Raw genomic sequence first — 21,496 nt, forward strand, 5'->3', positions numbered from 1 at the left:
GCTTCGGCCCCCTGCTTCTTCGTAGAGGAGCATGCCATGCAGGTAGTGAAGTACATCGGCCGCAAGCCATTCGTTGACCGGCTCTACGGTTCCGGCCTGCCGTTCGAGACTGACCAGGTGCGATCGGTACCGATCGAGCTGGCCCGCCGGTTCCTGCGTCATCCTGAGTTTGCGCCTGAGGAGATGCCGGCGCAGGTAGAGCAGACCCAGGGCGACGACACGGCAGTGCTGCTAGATGAGTCGGCGAGGGAGCAGGCGCAGCAGCACGAGCAGCTCAACGCCCTGCAGGAACTGCGCGACCAAGTGTCGTACATGGACAAGGACGCGCTCGAGCAATTCGCCAAGACCAAGTACCGGCATGACATCGACAAGCGCCGCAGTGTGGCCAGCCTGCGCGAGCAGGTGACCGGCCTGATTGACCAGTTCGGGGCCGTGTAATGACCCGCGATGAGCTGGTGCGCGAGTTCCGCATTGCCACTCAGGACCGGGTAGATCCGTACCGCTGGCCGACCGACTGGCTGGAAGGCTGGCTCAAGGAGGCCGAGGCCGAGGCGTGCGTGCGCGCTCGCCTGCTGCATGAGTCGGAAAACGAGGACGTGTGCGAGGTCGACGTGTACGCCGGCGAGGGCAGCTTTCCGCTGCATCCTGCTCTGTACGAAATCGACCACATCGCCTACCGCCAGGCTGGCGAAACCTGCCGTCGCCCGATCCGGCTGGTATCGCAGGAGTGGCTGGACGACAACCTGCGTGACTGGCGCGACCGTGCCGGGCGGCCGGAGTACGCCATCCAGGGTGACACCACAATCCGCCTGATCCCAAAGCCTGACGCCGATGGCGTGCTGCTGCTGGAGGGCTACCGCACGCCGCTGGAGCGCACCGGGGAGTGGCGCCCGGAGATTCACCGCGCGCACCACCTGCAGCTGTTGCAGTGGCTGCTGTTCCGCGCCTACAGCGTTCCGGATGCCGACCTGGCTGACCCGCAGCGCGCCGCGATGGCCGAAGGCACGTTCACCGACTACTTCGGCGCCCGCTCGGACAGCGATCTGCGCCGCATCACGCGCGAAGACGCCGACCACCACAACAAGGCCTGGGTCTGACCATGAACGCACCCGTCTACGACCTGACCATCGCGCGCGGCAAGACCTTCGAGTACGCCTTTCTGTACTCCGAGGATGCCAGCAACCCGCTCTATGCGGACATTGCGGCCATCACCGACACCGCGCCCGTCACCCTCAACGTGCCGGCCCATGGACTGCCGGACGGCTGGCCCGTCCGCATCGAGGGCGTGGCCACCCCAAGCCAGCTGAACACGGCCGCCCGCGACCTGCAGAGCGATATGTCGCGCGTCGTGGATGCCGACCATGTGCTGCTGGCGGGAATCAACGGCAGCAGCTGGCGCGACTACCGCGGCGGCGGCCAGGTGGTCTACGCCAAGCCGTTCGACCTGACCGGCTGCCATGCCCGCGCCACCGTGCGCGACCGCGCGGGCGGCAATGTGCTGTTCCGCTGGCACAGCTCGCCGGACATGGAGCGTGACGGGGCGATCGAAATGGACGCCGAGGGCTGCCAGATCGTGCTGATCATCGACGCCGCCACGTCGGCTGCACTGCCGTGGCGTCGCGGGGTGTACGAGCTGGAACTGATCGACGCCGCCGGGCGCGTGCATGCCGTGACCGCTATCAGCCGAATCAACGTGACGAAAGAGGTAACGACCTGATGGGGGACCACCAATGAGCGTAATTGCGGCTGGACTGCGCGGCGGGCGGGGCGATCCCGGCCTGCCGTTCCGCGTGGACAAGCAGGGCACCCTGGCCGAGCGCGCCAACTACAACACCCAGCTGGCGGGCTTCACCTACCTGGCCACCGACAACGGCTACCTGTACTTCAAGGAGTCGCTGCCCGGCGCCTGGAGCGCCGGCATGCTGTTCCGTGGGCCTGCCGGGCCGCGCGGCGGCGGTATCACGCTGCTCGGCAGCCTGGCATCCGTTGACCAGCTGCCGGCTACCGGCATCGTCGGCAATGCCTGGATGATCGCCGGGCATGCCTGGGTCTGGAACGGCTCCGCATGGGAGGACGCCGGGCAGATTCAGGGTGACAAGGGCGAGCCGGGCATCAATGGCGTCGACGGCCGCAGCATTGCCACGCTGGCGATCAACGATCAAGGCCGCTTGATAGCCACCTATACCGATGAGTCGACGCAGGATGCTGGCCAGGCGCGCGGTGCCGATGGCACTGGCATCACGTCGGTTGCCATCAACGGCAGCAATCGCCTGCTGGTCACGCTGTCCACTGGTGCCGTTCTGGATGCCGGCCAGATCGCCACCCTGCAGGGTCGCGGTATCAGCAGTGCCGTGGTCAACCTGTCGGGGAATCTGATCGTCACCTACACCGACGGCGCCACGGCTGACGTGGGGCACGTTGTCGGCACCGATGGCGATGACGGGATTGGCATCGCCAGCATGAGCGTCAACGGCACCGGCCACCTGATCGTCACCCTGACCAGCGGCACCGTGCTCGATGCCGGCCAGCTCCCGGTGCTCGACGGCGTTGGCGCCGACGGCAAGGGCATTGCCGGCGTCTCTTTCGACGCGAACGGCCACCTCATCATCACCTACACCGACACCACCACGCAGGATGCCGGCGCGCTGCCGACCGGCGAGGAAGTGGCGGCCCTGCAGGCGCAGGTGCAAAGCCTCCTTGAGCGCATTGCGACCCTGGAGGGCTACCACGCAGTTCCCACCAATGTCCTGACTGACCAGAACGGCGCCCACCTGACCGACCAGAACGGCAACTACCTGACCTTTGGAGTAGCAGCATGAGCCAACACATCGTAACCGGGGCAGGCGCCCCGCTGGTCGCGCCGCCGAGCATCGGCGCGCACTACACCGACCTGACCAGCAAGCAGGAATACATCGCCTTTGGCACCCTGACTGCCGAGGACTGGGTGCTGCAGGAGAAGGGCGGAACTGCCGCTGCTGCCGTCGCCGCGCATGTCGCTGACGCCGTCCCGCACACCCAGTATGTGCAGAAGGATGGCGCCAAGCAGCTGAGCACCGAGGATTACACCACCGCGGAAAAGGCCAAGCTCGCCGGCCTGGAGTCCTCGCACTTCAAGGGGCTGCATGTCGACCTGGCCGCGCTGATCGCTGCCGTTCCGGCTCCCGTCGACGGCGACTATGCCGACGTGGATACCGGCCTGGGCGCGGAAGTGGTGCGCCATGTATGGGACAGCTCCGATAGCGAGTGGAAGCCCCAGCTCGGGCAGAGCGCGCAGCTGACTGCCGCGCAGATCAAGAGCGAGTACGAGAGCAATCCCAACACCAACGCATACACCGACGCCGAAAAGACCAAGCTGGCTGGGCTGGAAAGCTCCCACTTCAAGGGCCTGTTCGTCGACCTGGCCGCGCTGACTGCCGCTGTGCCGGCCCCCGTCGACGGCGACTATGCCGACGTGGATGCCGGCATTGGCTCGGAAGTGGTACGTCACCTGTGGGACAGCTCCGACGCTGCCTGGGTGCCGCAACTTGGCGCGAGCGCGCAGCTGACCGCCGCTCAGGTGAAAAGCGAGTACGAGAGCAACCCCGACACCAATGCTTTCACCGATGCCGAAAAGACCAAGCTGGCTGGGCTGCAGAATGGCCTGGCGGTTGGTGACGTGCTGCTGACTCTGCGTGACCCCGGCGCAAGCCATGTCGCGCCAGGCTCTACCCAGCTGCAGGCCACCTATCCCGAGCTGTTCGCACTGATCGGCCTTACGGGAGGCTCTGGCCCCAGCGATGGCGCTTCTTGGGGTGGGAACCTGTACCCCGCAGGCGCTGCCGCCATGGACGTTGTGCGTGTCGCAAACGACGGCACCAACACCTTCATGGCTGTCGAGTACAAGGGTGGCGAGATTTTCCGCAGCACCGACGACGGCGCCACCTGGGCACTCCTGACCGGCTTTGGCGCGAACGACTGGGCATATTCCATCGCAGGCGATGGCACCGGCGTATGGATCGTCACCGGCGATGCCGGCTTCTACCGCACTACCGACAACGGGAACACCTGGGCGTTCACGGCCAACCCCGTATCGGCCAAGCCGGCTCTTTGCATTGATACCGATCGGGCAGGCGTCTGGATGGCCGGCGGGAGCGGCGGCACCATGTATCGCTCCGCTGACAACGGCGTTACCTGGGGCACCGTGACCAGCGGGTTTTCGCTCACGAAAATCACCGACATTGCCACCGACATGGCTGGGAACTGGGTAGCTACTGGCTGGGCTGGCAAGATGTCTCGATCCGTGAACAACGGCGCTTCTTGGTCGCTGGTGATGTATCCGAGCGGAGTTCCCAACCTCTCCTGGGTATCCACCAACACCATCGGCAAGTGGATTGCGGGTGGCGCAGACAACGGCACCGGCCCTTGGGCCGTGTCAATCGACAACGGCGCTACTTGGACCTACAAAGATGCCCTTCTCATGGTCGGCAGGATGCAAGGCAGTGCGAATGGCAAATGGGTAGGCGCTGGCGCCAGCATCTTCCATTCTGCGGACGACGGGGATACCTGGACTTCAGTTGCCAGCGAGATGGTTGGCGATATTGCCGTGCATGGCGCCCAATGGGTTGCCACCGGCTACGCCAAGATTCTCCGTTCTGGCGACCTATACCCCTACAACGCGGCTACGGAGTTCCTCGTTCCCGAGGTGACAGCGCCGGTTGGCGCCACTGCCTACATCAAGGCGACGGCGTAACACCAAAAGAGAAAGCCCGCTCCGGCGGGCTTTTTTCATGCCTTGCCGCAAGCGGGGAGTCACATAGCCTCACCGCACGACCTTTCATACTGGAGCATTCAGCATGGCGATTCTGCGCAACTGGGCAGGCGGCATCGACAACCTGTCGCCTGCCGACCGCATCCCCGATGGCTATGTGCGCGCCATGGTCAACCTCGACCCACTACCGGGCGGCGGCCTGGGCCTGCGCGGCGGCGCCGAGCAGCTGCTGGCCTGCGCCGACTGCCGTGGCGCATTCGCGGTGGGGCGCTATCTGGTGATCGCCGACGGCGCACGGCTGCTGTCCTACAGCCTGGACGCTGGCAGCGTGGCCGAGCTGACTGCCAGCCTGCCGGACGGGCCACTGACCGCCAGCGAGCTGAATGCCCAGCTGTACCTGTCCACCCCGGCGGCGCAGTACCGCACCGATGGCGTGCGCCTGGTGCGCTGGGACGTGCCGCCGCCGGCCTTCACCGCCGCGGCGCTGCCGGGCGGCAGTCTGGCCGGGCAGTACAAGGTGGCTGTCACCGCCCTGGGCGAGGATGGCGAGGAGTCCGGCGCCGTGCCGCTGGTGGTGACGATGGACGGCGCCCGGCTGCAGGTGATCAGCGACGACCCCCGCCCTCTGCGCCTGTACGTCTCACCGGCCGACTCGGCGAGCCTGTACTACCAGGGCCAGATCCTCGGCGGCGTGGCGCTGATCGAGGCGCCGACCGACGACAAGGCACGGCTGACCACTGCGCATCTGGACACCATGCCGCCGTCCGAGCTGCTGGTCAGCCACCATTCCGTGCTGGTCGGCGCCGTTGGGCGCTATGTGTTCCTCAGTGAACCGATGATGCCGCACCTGACCAACCCGGTGACGCGCTTCTTCCAGTACGGCAGCGACGTGCAGGCGCTAGTGCCGACTGACTCCGGCGTGTTCGTGGTGCTGGCCGACCGAACCTACCACCTGACCGGCGTGGAAACCGAGGCGCCGAGCCAGCGCCACATCGACAACATCGGCGGCCTGGCCGGCTCTGGCGTGGCCCTGCCCGACGGCACCGCGGCATGGTTCAGCCGGCATGGGCTGGTGATCGGCGGCAGCGACGGCAGCACCGCCGCACCCAGCCGGTCCCGGCACGCTCCCATGCAGGCCGAGCGCGCCGCCTGTGGCGTACTCGAGCACCAGGGCGTCATTCGCGTGGTGGCCTGCCTGCAGGGCGACGTGTGGGCCAACCCGCGCGCCCGGTTCTCGGATGCCCTGGAGGACGTGACCTATGCCGTCGCGCTGGATACCGGCGCCGTCACCCTGTACCAGGGATTCGCCTTCGAGGGCTTCACCGGCCGCGACGGCGCATCCTTCGCCTGGAAGGCTGATGGCGTGTACCGGCTTGGCGTGGTGGTCGACGAAGCAGCTCCGATTGATGCCCGTGCCGAGTTTCCGGCCACCGACTTCGGAACCAACGCCGTGAAGCGTCTGCAGACCGCGTGGCTGGCGCTGGACACCGACGGCCAGGCCACCCTGCAGGTCGCCGTGGATGGTGGCCCGCACCACCCCCATCGCGTGCTGGGAACCGCTGGCACCCGCAAGGCGCCACTGGCGCGCGGCCTGCTCGGTCGCCGCTGGACCTTCACCCTGGAGCTGCTGGAGGCGAGCCATGCCGCCCTGGACAGTATCGAAGTCGAAGCCGGCGCCGCCCAGCGCCGCATCAAGTAAGCAGGAGTTCACCGCATGTCTCTCGACGCACAAGCCTCGGCACTGATGACCCTGGCCAACTCCGCGCTCTCGCAGGCGTCCGACGTGGCCAGTCGCATCGTTCGCGTGGATGCCAACTTTTCCACCAACTTCTCGCACACCATCACCGATTCGACCCCCGCGCTGGCGCCCAGCACCGACCTTGCCAGCCTGGTCGGCACGCCGGTTGAGTTCAATTACACGGCGACCCTGCCGGCCGTGAGCGCGCCCAGCGACCCGAGCGCCCTGCTGGTGCCGGGCGCTGCGTTCGACCATGCGGTTTCTGCACCGAGCTTGGCGACTCCCGGCGATACCAGCCTGCTGCTGGGCACCGACCTGCGGTTCAATCACACGGTCAGCACGCCAGCGGTGGCCAAGCCAGGCGCGCCTGTCGTGGATCTGGAGGGCGAGGTGGCCGAGTCCACCCTGGCGTGGCTGGACGGCCAGGCCGAGGTCTGGTTCACCCGCTTCTTCCCCGAGCTGGCGGCAGCCAACGCCAACAAGGACAAGCCCGAGCAGTGGTTGTGGGGCGTGATCAGCGGGACCGACCCCTTCGGCATAGCGCCGGCCGCCTTCACCGCCATCTGGAACCAGGCCCGCGACCGCGAGTACCGGGCACGCAACAGCGCGTCCGACCAGATTCGCCAGGAGTTTTCGGCGCGCGGCTTCACCCTGCCGCCGGGCGCCATGGTCGGCGCCATTGCTCGCAGCGAGGAGGCCGCCGCCGATGCGATTGCGGGCGTCAACCTGGCGCAGATGATCCGCGAGTCGGAAATCAAGGTCGATCTGCTCAAGTTCGCCGAGGAGCAGGCGCTGCGCCTCAAGGCTGGCGTGATGCAGTCCCTGGCCGACTTCTACCGGCAGTGGATCAGCCTGCCCGACAAGAGCTATGAGAAGGGCCGCCTGCAGGTGGCCGCCTACGATTCCCTGCAGCGAGCGCTCGGCGACTACTACCAAGTCGAGACTCGTTTCGAGGAACTGCGCATGAAGGCGGCCGAGCTGCGCGCCACCGGCGGCATCGAGGAGTCCAAGCTGCGCGTGTCGGCGTACAGCACCATGAACGAGGCGCTGACCCGCTACCAGTCCGGTGAAATCAGCCTGGAGGAGTTGAAGCTGCGGGCTGAGCAACTGCGCTCGACTGGAGCACTGGAGGAATCGAAGCTCAAGGTATCCACCTACGGCGCCCTGCAGAATGCGATGAGCGATTACTACCGCATCCAGCGCGAGTACGAGGCGCTACGCGCCGATCTGGCCAAGGTCGGTGTAGATGCTGGCGCCGAGGTTGGGCGTCTCAAGGTGGCTGCCTACAGCGCTCTGCAGGGCGCACTGACCGCCTACCTCAACGGCAAGATCAGCATCGAGGAATTGAAGCTGAGCGCCAAGAAGCTGGCCGTCGACGGCGAGATTGCCGCTCAACGCAACAATGCCACTGTCACCGAGGGCACGGCGAGTTCGTGGAACGCCGCCTACGGGCATGCGGCCAACGCTTTCGCCGAGATTGCCGGCCAGGCTGCTTCTGCTGCCAGCACCCTCAACGCGCAAATCACCAGCGGCTAAGGGGCGCAGAATGGCGCTGATCTTCCGGCCAGTCTCACGAAGGGCCGCGCTAATGCGGCCTTACGCGAAGCGCCTGGCAAACTCCCTGAGAAATCGCAAGGGCGTCCGCACAATCGTTGTCGGCGGCTACATCATGCACGCGACCAGCGACGGCAAGAACGTAGTCGTCAAGGTGGTAAGCCCGCCACGGCTGGTCGGGTCAATTTCAAGCGAGTTCTACCACAAGCCCATCGAGGGGAAGCCTGTCGTCTGGACGACTTCTGTGAACCAGGAGGGGTGGCCGTACCAGGCCGAAGAAGGGAGTGAGGAGCCAAACCCAGACCTAACCGTAAAGCGCCCTGGAAACTCATTCTCAGCGGGCTACCTGGCATGGCAGAGCACCGGGCTTTTAGTGACCGGGGCCGTTCCTGCCGGGCTTGCTTCATCGGTTTTTGCCGGAGCATTCATTAAGGTATCAAGCTACACAAGCTATATCGCCGCCTTTCGATGCACCGGAGCAATGGCGTCCGGATCTGCATACACCGGCCTGAACAACCATCAGCATATGATTTCGCACTCTAGCGGGATAAAAAACCCTGCAAGCGCAGGACTCATCGCAATCTCCTGGCCTTTCATGGATGGATTTGGCCAGGGCGCTATTGCCGCCGGCGTTGAGTGGGGCGCCAGCAGCGGGATTCTTGTTGGCTCGGCATTCAACAATGAGCCTTTCGGGGGAGATCATGCGGCCTGTTTCAGGTACAAGCTGAACAAGGCGGAAGGATCAAGCTATTACTCGGTCGTTGTTCAGCACCAAAAAGACTGGGCGGACTCTAGCCTGCTCGGCGTCGCCTGGGCAAAGAATGCCGGATTCAAGGTGTCGGATGAAGACCTTGAAACGGACCCTTCTGCCGCTGATGCCATGTTCATCCTTCACCGAAGGAGCAATCACCGCCAGGTGTCGACCGCCTACTTCATTGCGTCGAGCGAGGACACTACGCCATGTCCGCAGAGTCCAGAAGGCCATTGGGATGCTGGGCCAATATGCTCGGCGATAACCCGGTTCAAGGGCAATATGTGGGTATGGCCTAATGCCTATCACAGATGGCCCGAGGAGTCGTACTACCTCCCTGCCTACGACCATGAAACGGTGCTTGTGGTGTCGCACGCTGACGGCAGCACGGATGAGATTGAGCTATCCAACGGCACCACAGATCCCACCGATATTACGCGGAGCAATGAAACAAGTTACCGGGCGGTATTTGGCGTCAGCACAGTCGACGGAAAGCCAAGACTCCTGTGCAGAGCGTACACGCCAGAGTTCATCATGACCCCGCCAGATCCCGGCGAGGTTGGCTTTATTGATCGGCCGATGTACCAGAAACAGTGTTACGAAAGCACAAACGGAACCGTCGAGGAGGAAATGGGGTCTGGCGTAATGATCCAGGCGGTATTCAGAGAGCCAACAAAGGGCAAGGTTACAGTAAAGCAATTCACCCCAGGCGAAGCATTTAATGCTACCAAGTGGGTTCTTGTTGGTCCTGGCGGCGAGAAAGTCGAACTTGGCTTGGGTGGCAGCGCTCCAGTCTCTTACATCCAGGGCGAGGGAAAGATGCTGCCTTATTGTGCATACGCGCCAGGTCTTTTTGCTGTTGTTGTTGCGACACAGGGCGCACTCATTGATGGAGGCATCGAGGGTGGCGAATATGACAGCGATTATCTCCCGATAAGCATCAAGGTGTTTTCGGCAAGCACTGGCGCGCAAGTCGCATCGTCTGGAACGCTTATGAGCGTATCCAGATCGGACATGGTTTTTCTAACCTGCGCAAAGGCCGGCAAGGTTGATCCTGATAGCGGAGCAATCACCGAGCATGCAACGCTATTCCTGACCGCCACGTCAAAGGTTGACCGCTATACCCAGGGGGTTCCAACTTCGGCGCAGCTGTATGCAATAGAAAATCTTGGGGCGCCTAGAGTTGTTGCCAGCGCGCCGCCAGGGTCTGCGGTTTTCGATTTTGGCAGCCCGCTGGAGTCTGTGCGAGCAGGAGCGGTGCCGCGCTATGTTCCGCCGCAACCTCCGGCATAGCTTGCCTACTGCCGGCAGTCACATAGCCTCGGGGCACTCTCTACAGGAGCGCCCCATGGCCATCAGCGACTACCCCGGCGATCTTCCGCAGCTCAAGCGTCGCCAAGAAATCATTGGCCAGGGCAGCGCCCCGGCCGGCATCGGCCTTACTCCCGAGCAAGCCAAGGCCCAGCGTGACGCCGAGTGGCGCAAGGGCTCCATCCAGCGTCAGCAGCAGTTCAAGCAGGGCGTGAGCGATGCCGTCGGCACGGCTGCCGGCTCGATTGCCAGCATCCCGTTGGGCATCGGCAAGGCGCTGGCCAATGCCAACGTCTACGACCGTCCGTTCGACTACAGCACTCCCGCGAAAGAGGCTGCCAAGCCTGGCGCAACGCCGCGGCAGCAGGCCGGCGGCATCATGGCCTTCGACGCAGCGCAGCGCGCCACTGACGCGGGCATTGCCTACGACAAGCAGATGCGCGCCATGCCCCGGCCATCCGCGCCCATCCCTGACACCTTGAAGGCGCCGAGCGGCGGCGTAGTCGCGTCAGGCGGTGCTGGCGGAATAACCGCAGATCCTTCCTCGCAGCAGTCTGCCGCGCAACCAGATGAGCAACCCGTCGCTGTCGAGCGCGGACAGTTTGGCGAGGTCGGCTATGGCGGGATCGTCGGGCGCGTGAATGCCGATGGCGTAGCCGAGTTCAGCAACCTGTCCGGCGACCAGCAGGCGGGCGCGGGACGGCAGTTCTCAGCGGGCGGCCTGCGTCCGCAGCGAGAGCGCGTGGATATTCCGGCAATCCCCGACGAGGATCGCCGCGCCATGCCACAAGGGCCTGCCGGATCGCGCAACCTGGCGTCCGGCAGCAATGTGCGCACGGATGCCGAGGAGTTCGCGCGACTGGGGTCTGCGGCCAACATCGGCAACGGTATCGGCACCTTTTCGCAAGGAGCCGCAGGCGATGCCGCATTGGCCGCCGAGCGCTTCGAGCGCGCCAACGCCGAGCGCGCCAAGACCATCGACATGCTCAGGCAGTACGAGCCGAGCGGCATAAGCGGTAATCGTGGGCCGATGACGCTGGACGATGCCCTGCAAGCTCGCCTTGGCCTGCGTCAGCGCGAGTCCGACCGCGCCGACCGCGAACTACGCCAGCGTGGCATCGAGGCCGGCATGGATCGCAGTCTGCGCGAGCGCGAGCTGACCGCCGCCGAGCAGCGCAACCAGCTGGAAGGCCAGCGTACTCAGCAGGAAATCGAGGCAGGCGACATGACCCTGGCCCAGCAGCGGCGCGTGGAAGAACTGTCCGCTCGCATAGCTGATCCAGCCACGGACGCGGCCGAGCGCGAATCCCTGCTTCGCACCTACAGCCAGCTGACAGGCAAGAAACTCGACAGCGGCACCATCAAGCTCAAGCGAGCCAGCGCCGACCCGCTGACCGGAGCCAAAACCGAGGAGGAGTATCTGGCAGACGCCCGCACCGGGCGTCCGCTGGTGGATCAAGGGGGGCAGGGTAGCGCTGCCATCTCGAGTGACCAAAAGGCGATCGCCATCCGCGACAACCCGCAGCTGACCCGTGAGCAGAAGGTCGCCCAACTGAAAGCCCTGGGGTACAACTGATGAGCGATATTGATTCCTTCCTGGATGGCTCCGGCGCAGCAGGCGGGTCCGACATTGATTCGTTCCTTGGACCTGAAGAGCCGAAGCAATCTGGTATTGCCCGCCGTGTGCTGGGCGATGGCGGCATCTCCCTGCTTAAAGGCGCCATTGCCGTGCCGGAAACAGCTGTCGGACTGGCTGACCTTGTAACCGGCGGGCGTGCCGGCAAAGCAGCCGAGGGTATCGGCTTCCGCCCGAAAGAGGCCAAGCAGATCCTCGACGACTACCTGAGCCCCGAGCAGAAGGCCGCGAACCAGCAGGTTGCTCAGGCTGACGGTTTCGTCGACAAGCTCGGCGCCATCGCCGAAAACCCGAGCGTCATCCCGCATGCAGTCGTCGAGTCGGCAGCCCCGATGCTGGCCGGCGGCGTGGTCGGCCGCGGAATTGCTGCCGTGGCTCCGAAGGTGTCGCCGCTGGTGGCTGGCGCCGTGGGCGAGGGTGCTGTCATGGCCGGCGGCGCTGCTGAACAGATCCGCCAACAGACGGACGATGGTCTGCTGACCGGCAAGCAGGCTCTGGCCGCCGCAGGAACTGGTCTGGCCGGCTCAACTATCGGCGGCCTGGGCGCCAAGGTTGGTCAGCGCCTCGGTCTCGGCGATGTGGACACCGCGCTGGTGAACGGTACCCTTGGCGTATCGACCCGCTCCATGCCGGCCCGCATCGCTGGCGGTGCACTGGCCGAGGGTGCGCTCGAGGAGATGCCGCAGTCGGCCGCCGAGCAGGTGCTGCAGAACTACGCGCTGGACCGCGAGCTTGGCGAGGGTGTCGGCGGTGCCGCGGCCATGGGTCTGGTCACTGGTGGTGCGATGGGGGCCGGTTTTGGCGCTGTGTCGGGCCGCCGCCAGCCGGCCGAGGGAGGCCAGCCAGAGTCAGCCCAGCCGGTGACCGATCCGGACGAGCCCCCGCCGTTGGTTGTCAGCCGCGGTGCCGATGCCCCCGACTTCATCCAGCCAATCCCGACCGCCGAGAACCCTACACCGGTACCGGTCGAGCGCCCCGATCCGAGCAACGGTCCGTTGTCGGCGGCGGCCAGCATGCTGCCGCCGGCAAACCCGATCCCGGTGCTGGACATCGCGCGCATTGATCAGCAGCTTGGCCAGGGCGAGGTGCTGGCTGGCCACCAGCAGGAGCAGCAGGGCGCTCAGGCCCAGCAGGAGCAGTCTGCACCGTCCAGTCCGGAGGAGGCCCGCATCCGCGAGGCCATCGCCAACGTCGAGATGCGCGCCCGATTGGGCGGCATGAACCCGGTGCTCGCCCAGGAGCGTGCGCGGCTGAGCGGCCAGCTGCTGACCCTGCAACAGGCTGCCGAGGAAGCGCAGCGCGCCAAGCCCGCTATCGGCGACCAACGCAGCGATTTCTTCGCCAGCCGCAACGGCTTCACCAGTCGCTCCCGCGATCCGTGGGTGAATCCGGCGAACAACCGCAGCAGCGATCCCTATGACCGTTTCCCGGGTATCGACCAGGTACCGCCGCAGCCGCTGGAGGGTGAGCTGCTGACTGACGCCAAGGCAGTGCCGCAGCAGTACCGAGAGGGGAGCATGACGCCGGTGCGCGACCCGCTGACCGGCGAGCTGTTGGGCGGTGACCTTCAGGCGCAGAGTCCGCGCCCGGGCCTGGCCCGGCAGGGCGAAACCCTCGAAGGCGAGGTACTGTCTCCGCGTCTCCAGCGCGCCCTGGCCACCACCTTCAAGAAGCGCGGCGCCGCCGAGCTGGCCCGCAACAGCCTCCCGGCACCCGAGCGTTATGCCGTTGAGGAGCAGGGCGGCACCTTCGCCATCCGCCAGTTGCCGCCAAAAGCGCCCAGCATCGCCGGACGGGAGATCGACGGCGAGTGGTCCGAGTTCGCCCAGGAGTCCGGCACCCTGGCGATTCCGCGCGCCGAGATGCCGCAGATCAAGGCCGAGCACCGCGGGGCGATGGTGAATTTCCTCAACGCCCGGGGCATCCAGCACGAGGAGCAGACGGTACCGGCCGCCAGCCTCAAGCCTACCCAGGCCGAGTTCTCCCGGGAGAAGGTGGCACAGGCCAAGGGCTTCTCCGGCGGCGACCGCGCCATCCTGGTGTCCAACGACGGCCATGTGCTCGATGGCCACCACCAGTGGCTCGCCAGGCGCGATGCCGGTGGGGACGTGCGGGTGATCCGCCTCCAGGCGCCGATCCGTGACCTGCTGCCGGCGGTGGCCGAGTTTCCCAGCGCCACGCAGGATGCCGGCGCCCAGCCCATGGACATCGGCCGCCAGCCCAAGGCCCCTAAGCGCGGCCAGCGCCGCAGCCTGGACCGCGACCGGGATTCGGTGGTCCAGGCGGCCATCCGTCTCGGCGGCATCACGACCCAGTGGAAGCAGGACACGACCGGCGACACCGTGGGCAACAAGAACATTCCCGGCGTCGGCGCGCTGTGGAGCGACAAGACCGGCACCAGCCTCGACGACATGGCCTCGCTGCTGGACCAGCACGGCTATGTGCCGGCCGGCGAGATGGAAAAGGATGGCGGCGTCTCCTGGCTGCAGGAGGCCATCCGCGACGAGCTGTCCGGCCGTCCACGCTATGCCGCCGATTCCGCCCGGCAGATCGAGGCAGCTGAACAGGAGTTGCTGAACCGCTATGCTGAGGCCGTCGCCCGGGCCATCGACGAGCGCGAGGCCGAGTACGCCCGCATCGAGGCCGAGTACGGCCCGGATGCCGCCGCTGACGCGCGATCCTTTGACGAGGCGATTGCCGCCCGTAGCGAACACATTGAAGGAGCCATTGAAGATGCCCGAGAACAGCAAGAAATCGTCATCGATGGCGAACTTGCCACCGAAGCCGACGCAACCCGCCGTGATGACCAGCTACGGCAGGCTGATGGCCGAGAAGGTCGCGCTGCAGGAGAAAATACTGGAGAGGCTTTCCAACTCCAGCAGCAAACCGAAGCAGGACTAGCCGAGCAGGATCGGCAGCGGCAGGCCCGCGAGCAGGCCGAGAATGAGGCTCGTCGCGAGGCTGAGCAGAAGGCCCAGGCCGATGCCGAGCTCAACGACTTCACCCTGACCGGTAGCGACCGGCCGGCGGATGTTGGTGCGGCACGCGGGCAGAATAACCTGTTCGGCGCCCAACCTGCGCGTGAGCAAGCGGAGGCACCGGTTGCCCAGCAGGATCCTGCCGCCGATGCCCCGCCCCCAGCGCAGGAAGTGCCGGCGGGTGAGATCGGGCCCGAGAAGCCGAAGCGTCGGTCTATGTCCGCAGCTGAGAAGATCGACGACACCGGCGACAGCCTGTACTGGAACCGCAAGAACCCCTGGCGTGGCGGTGGATTGAAGTGGGAGCAGATCGCCGGGGAGAACGAGGCTCTGCGCGCCAAGCTGGTAACCAAGGCCCGCGTCTGGGCCAAGCCGGACTGGCAGGCCTACCTGGACGAGTTGCTGCCGAAGCTGCCCGAGCAGCAGCGCGATGCGGCCGTACTGGTCGCCCGTCTCACCAAGCAGGTCTACGACGCCCTGCCGGCTGCTCCCAAGGATCGAACCGACAAGGGGCTGCAGGCCTACATCGAGGTCGTCGAGCGCGTGCGCGGTGCGGCCGAGGCACTGTTGCAGGATGGCGAGCGCCACGTCGAACTGCTGAACGGCCTGACCCGGCGCAGCGGCGACATTCTGTCGTTCTCCCGCCAGGCCGGCACGATGCCGATCTTCGACGCGGTTTTCCCCGAGATCGCCGCCGGTGGCCGATTCCAGCGCGGCACGCTGGCCAACGACCGCGGGCAGGTGATCGGCAATAAAGTCATCAAGGCGATGCAGTGGAGCCAGGCCGATGCCAGCAAGGCGCTGAAGGACATCAAGGCCGGCTGGCCGGCATCGCAGGAGGCCTGGCAGAAGCAGGGGTACCGTGTGCTGGCGCGCGACACCCTGCGTGCCGCAGGCGTCGAGCAGCTGCGCGGCGTGTACGCGGCGATGATCTTCGACGGCCGTAACCATCTGACCACCTTGCGAGATGGTGAGGGTGCCCGCCGTGAGTTCGCTACCCAGGCAGAGGCCGATGCTGCTGCCCAGGCCGAGCTGCAGAGCTGGGCGCCGTTCCTGCTGCTGGACAAGCGCAACCGTCTGGTCAGCGGCTTCGACAGCGAGGAGCTGGCGATCGAGGCGGCCCGCGCGAGCGTTAAGCGGGAGGCGAAGCCTTCCGTTCGAGAGACGCCCCTGGCCGATGCCGAGATCCAGCGTGCCGGCAGTGAGCGCAGGGAGGCCGGGCAGGACGTGACCGCCGACCAGCTGCGCGAGACTTTCGGTTTTCGCGGGGTGAACTTCGGCAAGTACGTGCCGCAGGGCGAGCGGCAGAGCCACTTGAACCGAGCTTTCGACGCCATGCATGACCTGGCCGAGGTTCTGGGTGTGCCGCCGCGCGCCATGAGCCTGAACGGCATGCTCGGCCTGGCCTTCGGTGCCCAGGGCAATGGCGGCAAGTTTGCGGCTCACTTCGTCCCCGGGGTGAACGAGATCAATCTGACCCGCAATGCGGGTGCCGGCAGCCTGGCCCACGAGTGGGCTCACGCCCTGGATCACTACTTCGGTGTGCAGGGTGGCATGGCCAGCAAGGAGAAGCCCTACGCCAGCCACATCGGGCCTCGTGGTGCCGCCGGGGAGCTGCGGAGCGAGATCCGCACGGCCATCGCCAACATCGGAACCGCAATGCGCTCTATGGAGGAGGGCGAGGAGCAGGTCCGCCAGCGTGCCGCCACGCGCGTGGATGAGGCGCGCCGGCGGCAAGCAGCATACCTGGAGCGCAACCAGGTGGCCGAGAAGGTCGCCGGCAATGCCGAGGCCGAGGCGGCTCTGGCACGCATCCTGGCTGGCGAACAGAGTGAGTATGTCGAGCTGCCGAGCCGCAAGCGCAACAAGGACTACGTCCCGGGCGACGTAAAGACGGTTGCGGATGCCATCGGCTTCGACGCTGCTCAGACCGTCAACATGCACGACACCGTGTCCAGTCTCGGCTATTCACTCAAGGACCAGCGAGAAAACTTCCAGAAGCGCCTGGTTCACACCAACTTCTACAAGAGCAGCCAGGTGCTGGACGGCAAGGGCAAGGCCTACTGGAGCACACCACACGAGATGTTCGCCCGGTCCTTCGAGGCCTTCGTGCTGGACCGCCTGATGGAGCGCGGCGCCCAGAACGACTACCTGGTGTCTCCGGTCAAGCGCGATCAGGGGGTGACCGATCCGGACTATCCATACCCTGCCGGGCTGGAGCGGGCGGCTATCAATCGCGCCTTCCAGACGCTGGTCGATGCCGTCGAAATCCGCGAAGGGGTAGACGGCAACGTGGTGCTGTTCAGCCTGGACGAGGCCGGCAGCAGTTACCGGATGGGCGTGCCCGCCAAGGGCATCCCCCTGTTGTCCGCCCGCATGATCGCCGCGAAGTTTGAGAAGCAGGGGGTGAAGGTCAAGGCAGTTGCCACGCCGGCCGATCTGCCGCCGCACATCTTCGTCGGTATCCAACGCGCTGGCGTGGAGAGGCGCGTGCGCGGCCTGTATCACCAGGCGACCAGCACCAGCTACATCATCGCCAGCAACCTGCGCAGCACCAACCAGGCAGTCAGCATCGTGCTGCACGAGGCCATCGGCCACGGCGGGATCAAGCAGCTGCTGGGCGACAGGCTAGCCCCGGTGATGCGCGACATTTTCAACGACATCCCCGAGGCCGAACGGTTGCGCCTGATGCGCAACTACCAGGCGCAAGTGAAGGCTGCCCGGATGAGCTCGGCACGGGCCGAGCAACTGATCGCCGAGGAGTACGTCGCACACCTGGCCGAGACGGATCCCCAGAACAGCCTGCTGGATCGCTTGGTGGCGATTTTGCGCAAATGGATCCGCGAGAATTTCGGCGACAACATCGCCGTGAAGTGGACTCGCAACGATCTGGTACAGCTGTTGGCCGAGGCACGCCGGCAGGTTGTCGTGGGCAACCGTGAGCAGAGTCTGAATGGTGGGGTGCAGACGGCAGCTGCCTACTCGCTGGAGGGTGACGGCTTCCGCGCCGAAGTCGAGCGCACCACGCGGGCGCCTGGACAGAGCGACCGCCTGCTGGCCGAGGCAGTGGCAAACGCTATCGCCGCTGCCCCCGAGCTGGCTGGTATCCAGGTGGTGCAGTCCTTCGAGGATCTTCCCCTGGCGGTCAGGGCTCGTGCCGAGCGTGACGGGGTGGCGCCGGGTAACCTGCGTGGCGTGTTCCGCCCGGATGGCCAGTACCTGGTCGCCGACAATCTTGAGAGCCTCGACGAAGCGGTGCACACCGCCGTGCACGAGATGGTCGGCCACCTGGGCGTGCGTGGTGTGTTGGGTCGCGAGCTGGATGCCACCCTCGAGCGCATCTACTCGAGCGAGGCGTCGACCGACAAGGGCCGCCAGCGCATCGCCCAGATCCGCGAGGCCTACGCGGCGCCGCTGAGTCGCAGAAGCGCAGCCAGGCAGCGCCTGATGGTGGCCGAGGAGATCATCGCCCACCTGGCAGAGTCGGGCGATCGACCGGGCGTGCTGCAGCGCTTCGTGTCGAAGGTCCGCGCCGTGCTGCGCAAGCTGTACCCGCAGGTCCGCTGGAGCTACAACGACATCCTTGGGCTGATCGAGCAGTCGCGGAAGTGGCTGCAGCGCGAGCGGGCCGCGTCTGAGAATCAGGCCGGCGCCGACAACCTCTACAGCCTGGCCGCCGAGCCCGACACCCGCGATGCGCTGCGCAAGTTGGGACTGGCCGGCGAGGGGGCGGTGAGCATGCTCGATCGCATCCGCAACCTGACCCAGGCTGACCTCCAGGGCGTGCTCGGCGCCTGGGCCACCCGCTCCCGGGAAGGGCTGTTCGATGGCCTCGACGGCATCCGTCGCGCCGAAGAGGCGGTGGGTGTCACCGATGTCGACCAGCAGGGCTATGTCTCCGCGCGTATGGCCAGCGGAATCGCCGACGTGATGCATGGAGTGCTGCACTACGCGGCGCCGGAGTGGCGTGAAGGCGTGGTCGCCGGCAAGGAGGGCAGCCGCGGCGTGCTGGAGATCCTGGGCGACCTTGGCCCGGACAACCTGACGCCGTGGCTCGCCTGGCTGGGCGGCAAGCGCGGCCAGCTGCTGAAGGCCGAGGGGCGCGAGAACAACCTGGCAGACGCGGACATTGCCGAGCTGATTGGCATGGCGGCCGGCAAGGAAGCACTGTTCGAGCGCGTCTACCGCGAGTATGCCCAGCTGAACGAGGCGGTACTGGATCTCGCCGAGCAGGCCGGCCTGATCGATGCCGAGGCCAGGGCGAAGTGGGCAACTGACTACTACGTGCCCTTCTACCGCCAGCAGGAGGGCGACGAGGGGCTGTTCAGCGCACCACGCACCAAGCGCGGATTGTCCCACCAGACCGCTGCCATCAGGGCTCTGAAGGGCGGCAAGCTGCCGACTAACGATCTGCTGGGCAATATGCTGGCCGGCTGGACCAAGCGCATCGATGCGGCCATGAAGAACAAGGCACTGCTGGAGGTAGTCGACAACCTCAAGGGTAGCGATTACCTGGCCGACGAGAGTCCTCGCTACCAGCAGGTGCTGATCTCCCGCAGTCAGATCGCCGCGCAGATCCGCCAGGACCGCAAGGCTCTGCGCCTGGCCGCGCAGATGCTGGGGCTGGAGGAGGGGGCCAATTCGCTGAAGGTGCTCAACGAGCTGATGAAGCCGCAGAACGAGGGATTCGAGAAGCTGTGGACGCGGGTGGCGCCGACCGATCCGGACATCATCCGCGTGCAGCGCGCCGGCAAGAACGAGTATTACCGGGTCAACGACGAGTCGCTGCTGCGCGGCCTGAAGTTCATGGCGGGCTCGACCTTCAACGACCCGATCACCAAGATCGGCCGGGCCTTCAAGCGCATCTTGACCACGGGTGTGACCGCCTCGCCGGATTTCATCCTGCGCAACTTCATCCGCGACGCGGCGCATGCCTGGATGATCAACAAGGATGGGTTCGTCCTCGGCAAAGACTCGATCAAGGGCATGCGCGACGCCCTGCGCGAGGACCAGGACTACCGCGACCTGATGTTCGCCGGCGGCAGCTTCCAGGGCGGCTATGTCCACGGCACCGACCCGGAGGCCTCGGCGCAGATCATCCGCCGGGCCCTGGAGAAGAAGGGCTTCACGCGCGAGCAGCAGGAGGCCTACCTGGGCAGCCTGGTGAACACGCCGGCCAAGGCCGCAGCCATGCTGAAGCAGGGCTGGCAGAAGTATCGAGAGGTGGGCGACAAGGTGGAGAACGCCAACCGGTTGAGCACCTACAAGGCGGCGCTCGCGGCTGGCAAGTCGAAGCGCCAGGCCGCGTTCGAAGCTAAGGACCTGATGGACTACAGCCTGCGCGGCAACTTCGCCGCGGCGCAGTGGTTCACCGACGTCGTGCCGTTCCTCAATGCTCGCCTGCAGGGCCTGTACAAACTGGGCCGGGCGGTGAAGGGCGACAAGAGTCTGCTCGCCCGCGAGGTGGCGATGAAGGGCGCCTACATCGCGCTGTTCTCCCTGCTGCTGGCCGGTCTCAACGATGACGACGAGCGCTACCAGGCCCTGCAGGACTGGGACAAGGACATGCACTGGCACATCTTCCTCGGCCAGGAGCATTTCCGCATTCCCAAGCCGTTCGAGCTGGGGCTGGTCTTCGGCACGGTACCCGAGCGCCTGCTGCATGCGCTGACCGGCAGCCAGGACGGCGAGGATCTGGCCAAGGCCGTTTCCCATGGCGTGTTCCAGACCCTGGCCTTCAACCCGGTGCCGCAGTTCTACCAGCCGATCCGCGAGCTGCAGGCGAATCGCAACTTCTTCCGCGACATGCCGATCGAGGACATGGCCGACGAGGGCAAACTGCCCGAGGCGCGCTACGACGAGCGCACCAGCACACTGAGTCGGGCCCTCGGGCAGGTGACCGGGCCGGTCGCTGGCTTGTCGCCGAAGCAGCTCGACCACCTGGTGATGGGCTATACCGGCACGCTTGGTGGTTACGTGCTGTCCATGTCGAACCTGATCGCCGCAGGTTTCAGCGATGCAGCGCGGCCTGCCCTGATCGCCGGCGATATTCCGGTGCTGAAGGTGCTGTACCAGGGCGATGCGGTGCGTTCGACCCAGTACCAGACGGAGTTCTACGACATGCTGCAGCAGGCAGAGCAGCTCCACCGCACCATCCGCAGCTACCGAGAGGAGGGGAAGCTGGAGCAGGCCGCCATGCTGCTCGAGGCGAACCGGGAAAAGCTGCGCCACCGGCCGGCGCTGGGCCTGGCGCGCAAGCAACTGGGCAACATCCGGCAGAAGATGGATCGGGTGTATCGCGACACTGGGATGGATGCGGCCGCCAAGCGCGTCCGCTTGGATGACCTGCAGCGGCAGGCGAACGGGGTCGCCGAGCGCGTCACGCGATTGGCAGGGGAGGATTTCTAGAGAAGGACGTCGGCGAGAGCGACCAGGGTAGTGATGGCCATGCCAAGGAGGGCGAGGCCGAAGAAGAGGCTGGATGCCTCGTGCCGCTGGCTCGGGGTGGTGCTCAGGAAGAGCCAGATGCCGGCGCCGAGCATCGCCATGCCGGCGAGCGGTTGGGGAACGACGGCAACCATGCCGAGCACCATGAGAATGGCGCTGCTCCAGACCTTGAACATGGGGATTCTCCTAACTTGCGATGCGATGGCTGGAGGAGGGTAGCCATGCAACAAGCTGAGATGCCAGGCCCTAGTTTTTCTGATTGGCAAGGTGCAGGAGAGGGAGCTGTCGTACTGCTCACCGTGGCTTGAAAGGAAAACCCCGCCGGAGCGGGGTT

At 65.8% G+C, this 21,496-nt stretch carries 11 protein-coding genes; 10 read left to right on the plus strand and 1 reads right to left on the minus strand.

The genetic code is table 11. The annotated features are described in order from the left end of the window. Window positions 1-36 precede the first annotated feature (36 nt). The 10 genes from BM297_RS02930 to BM297_RS02970 all read left to right on the plus strand — a co-directional run bounded on the left by BM297_RS02930 (window position 37) and on the right by BM297_RS02970 (window position 21,123). The gene (locus BM297_RS02930) at window positions 37-438 is read left to right on the plus strand and encodes a hypothetical protein (protein ID WP_092428124.1); all 402 of its coding nucleotides are present in this window, start codon (window positions 37-39) and stop codon (window positions 436-438) included. Continuing rightward, entirely contained in the window at window positions 438-1,097 is a 660-nt protein-coding gene (locus BM297_RS02935) for a phage adaptor protein (protein WP_092428126.1), read from the plus strand. Before BM297_RS02930 ends, BM297_RS02935 begins: the two co-directional genes overlap by 1 nt. 2 nt (window positions 1,098-1,099) lie before the next feature. Next, window positions 1,100-1,717 carry a hypothetical protein gene (locus tag BM297_RS02940; RefSeq protein WP_092428128.1) on the plus strand — a complete coding sequence of 206 codons (618 nt, stop codon included), beginning with the start codon at window positions 1,100-1,102 and terminating at the stop codon, window positions 1,715-1,717. A gap of 13 nt (window positions 1,718-1,730) precedes the next feature. Continuing rightward, on the plus strand, window positions 1,731-2,819 hold the full coding sequence (locus tag BM297_RS02945; RefSeq protein ID WP_092428130.1) for a hypothetical protein: 1,089 nt from the start codon (window positions 1,731-1,733) through the stop codon (window positions 2,817-2,819). Then, window positions 2,816-4,729 carry a beta propeller repeat protein gene (locus tag BM297_RS02950; RefSeq protein ID WP_092428132.1) on the plus strand — a complete coding sequence of 638 codons (1,914 nt, stop codon included), beginning with the start codon at window positions 2,816-2,818 and terminating at the stop codon, window positions 4,727-4,729. The genes BM297_RS02945 and BM297_RS02950 overlap by 4 nt, the downstream gene beginning before the upstream one ends. Window positions 4,730-4,832: 103 nt before the next feature. Continuing rightward, a complete protein-coding gene (locus tag BM297_RS02955) occupies window positions 4,833-6,446 on the plus strand; it encodes a hypothetical protein (protein ID WP_092428134.1) in 1,614 nt (537 codons plus the stop codon). Window positions 6,447-6,461: 15 nt separating this feature from the next. Beyond that, entirely contained in the window at window positions 6,462-8,021 is a 1,560-nt protein-coding gene (locus BM297_RS02960; protein ID WP_092428136.1) for a hypothetical protein, read from the plus strand. 10 nt (window positions 8,022-8,031) lie between these two features. After that, window positions 8,032-10,083, plus strand: a complete 2,052-nt coding sequence (locus BM297_RS21385) for a hypothetical protein (RefSeq protein WP_139231005.1) — start codon at window positions 8,032-8,034, stop codon at window positions 10,081-10,083. A 55-nt stretch (window positions 10,084-10,138) separates the two neighbouring features. Further along, on the plus strand, window positions 10,139-11,677 hold the full coding sequence (locus BM297_RS02965) for a hypothetical protein (RefSeq protein ID WP_092428138.1): 1,539 nt from the start codon (window positions 10,139-10,141) through the stop codon (window positions 11,675-11,677). Between the two features lie 152 nt (window positions 11,678-11,829). Then, on the plus strand, window positions 11,830-21,123 hold the full coding sequence (locus BM297_RS02970) for an LPD38 domain-containing protein (RefSeq protein WP_139231006.1): 9,294 nt from the start codon (window positions 11,830-11,832) through the stop codon (window positions 21,121-21,123). On the opposite strand, the gene BM297_RS02975 is transcribed toward BM297_RS02970, so the two are convergent. Further along, window positions 21,120-21,338: a hypothetical protein gene (locus tag BM297_RS02975; RefSeq protein ID WP_092428142.1), complete on the minus strand. Its 219-nt coding sequence runs from the start codon at window positions 21,336-21,338 to the stop codon at window positions 21,120-21,122. The two genes, BM297_RS02970 and BM297_RS02975, sit on opposite strands and share 4 nt — an antisense overlap. Window positions 21,339-21,496 lie beyond the last annotated feature (158 nt).

Source organism: Geopseudomonas sagittaria (assembly GCF_900115715.1).
GTDB classification, from domain to species: Bacteria; Pseudomonadota; Gammaproteobacteria; order Pseudomonadales; family Pseudomonadaceae; genus Geopseudomonas; species Geopseudomonas sagittaria.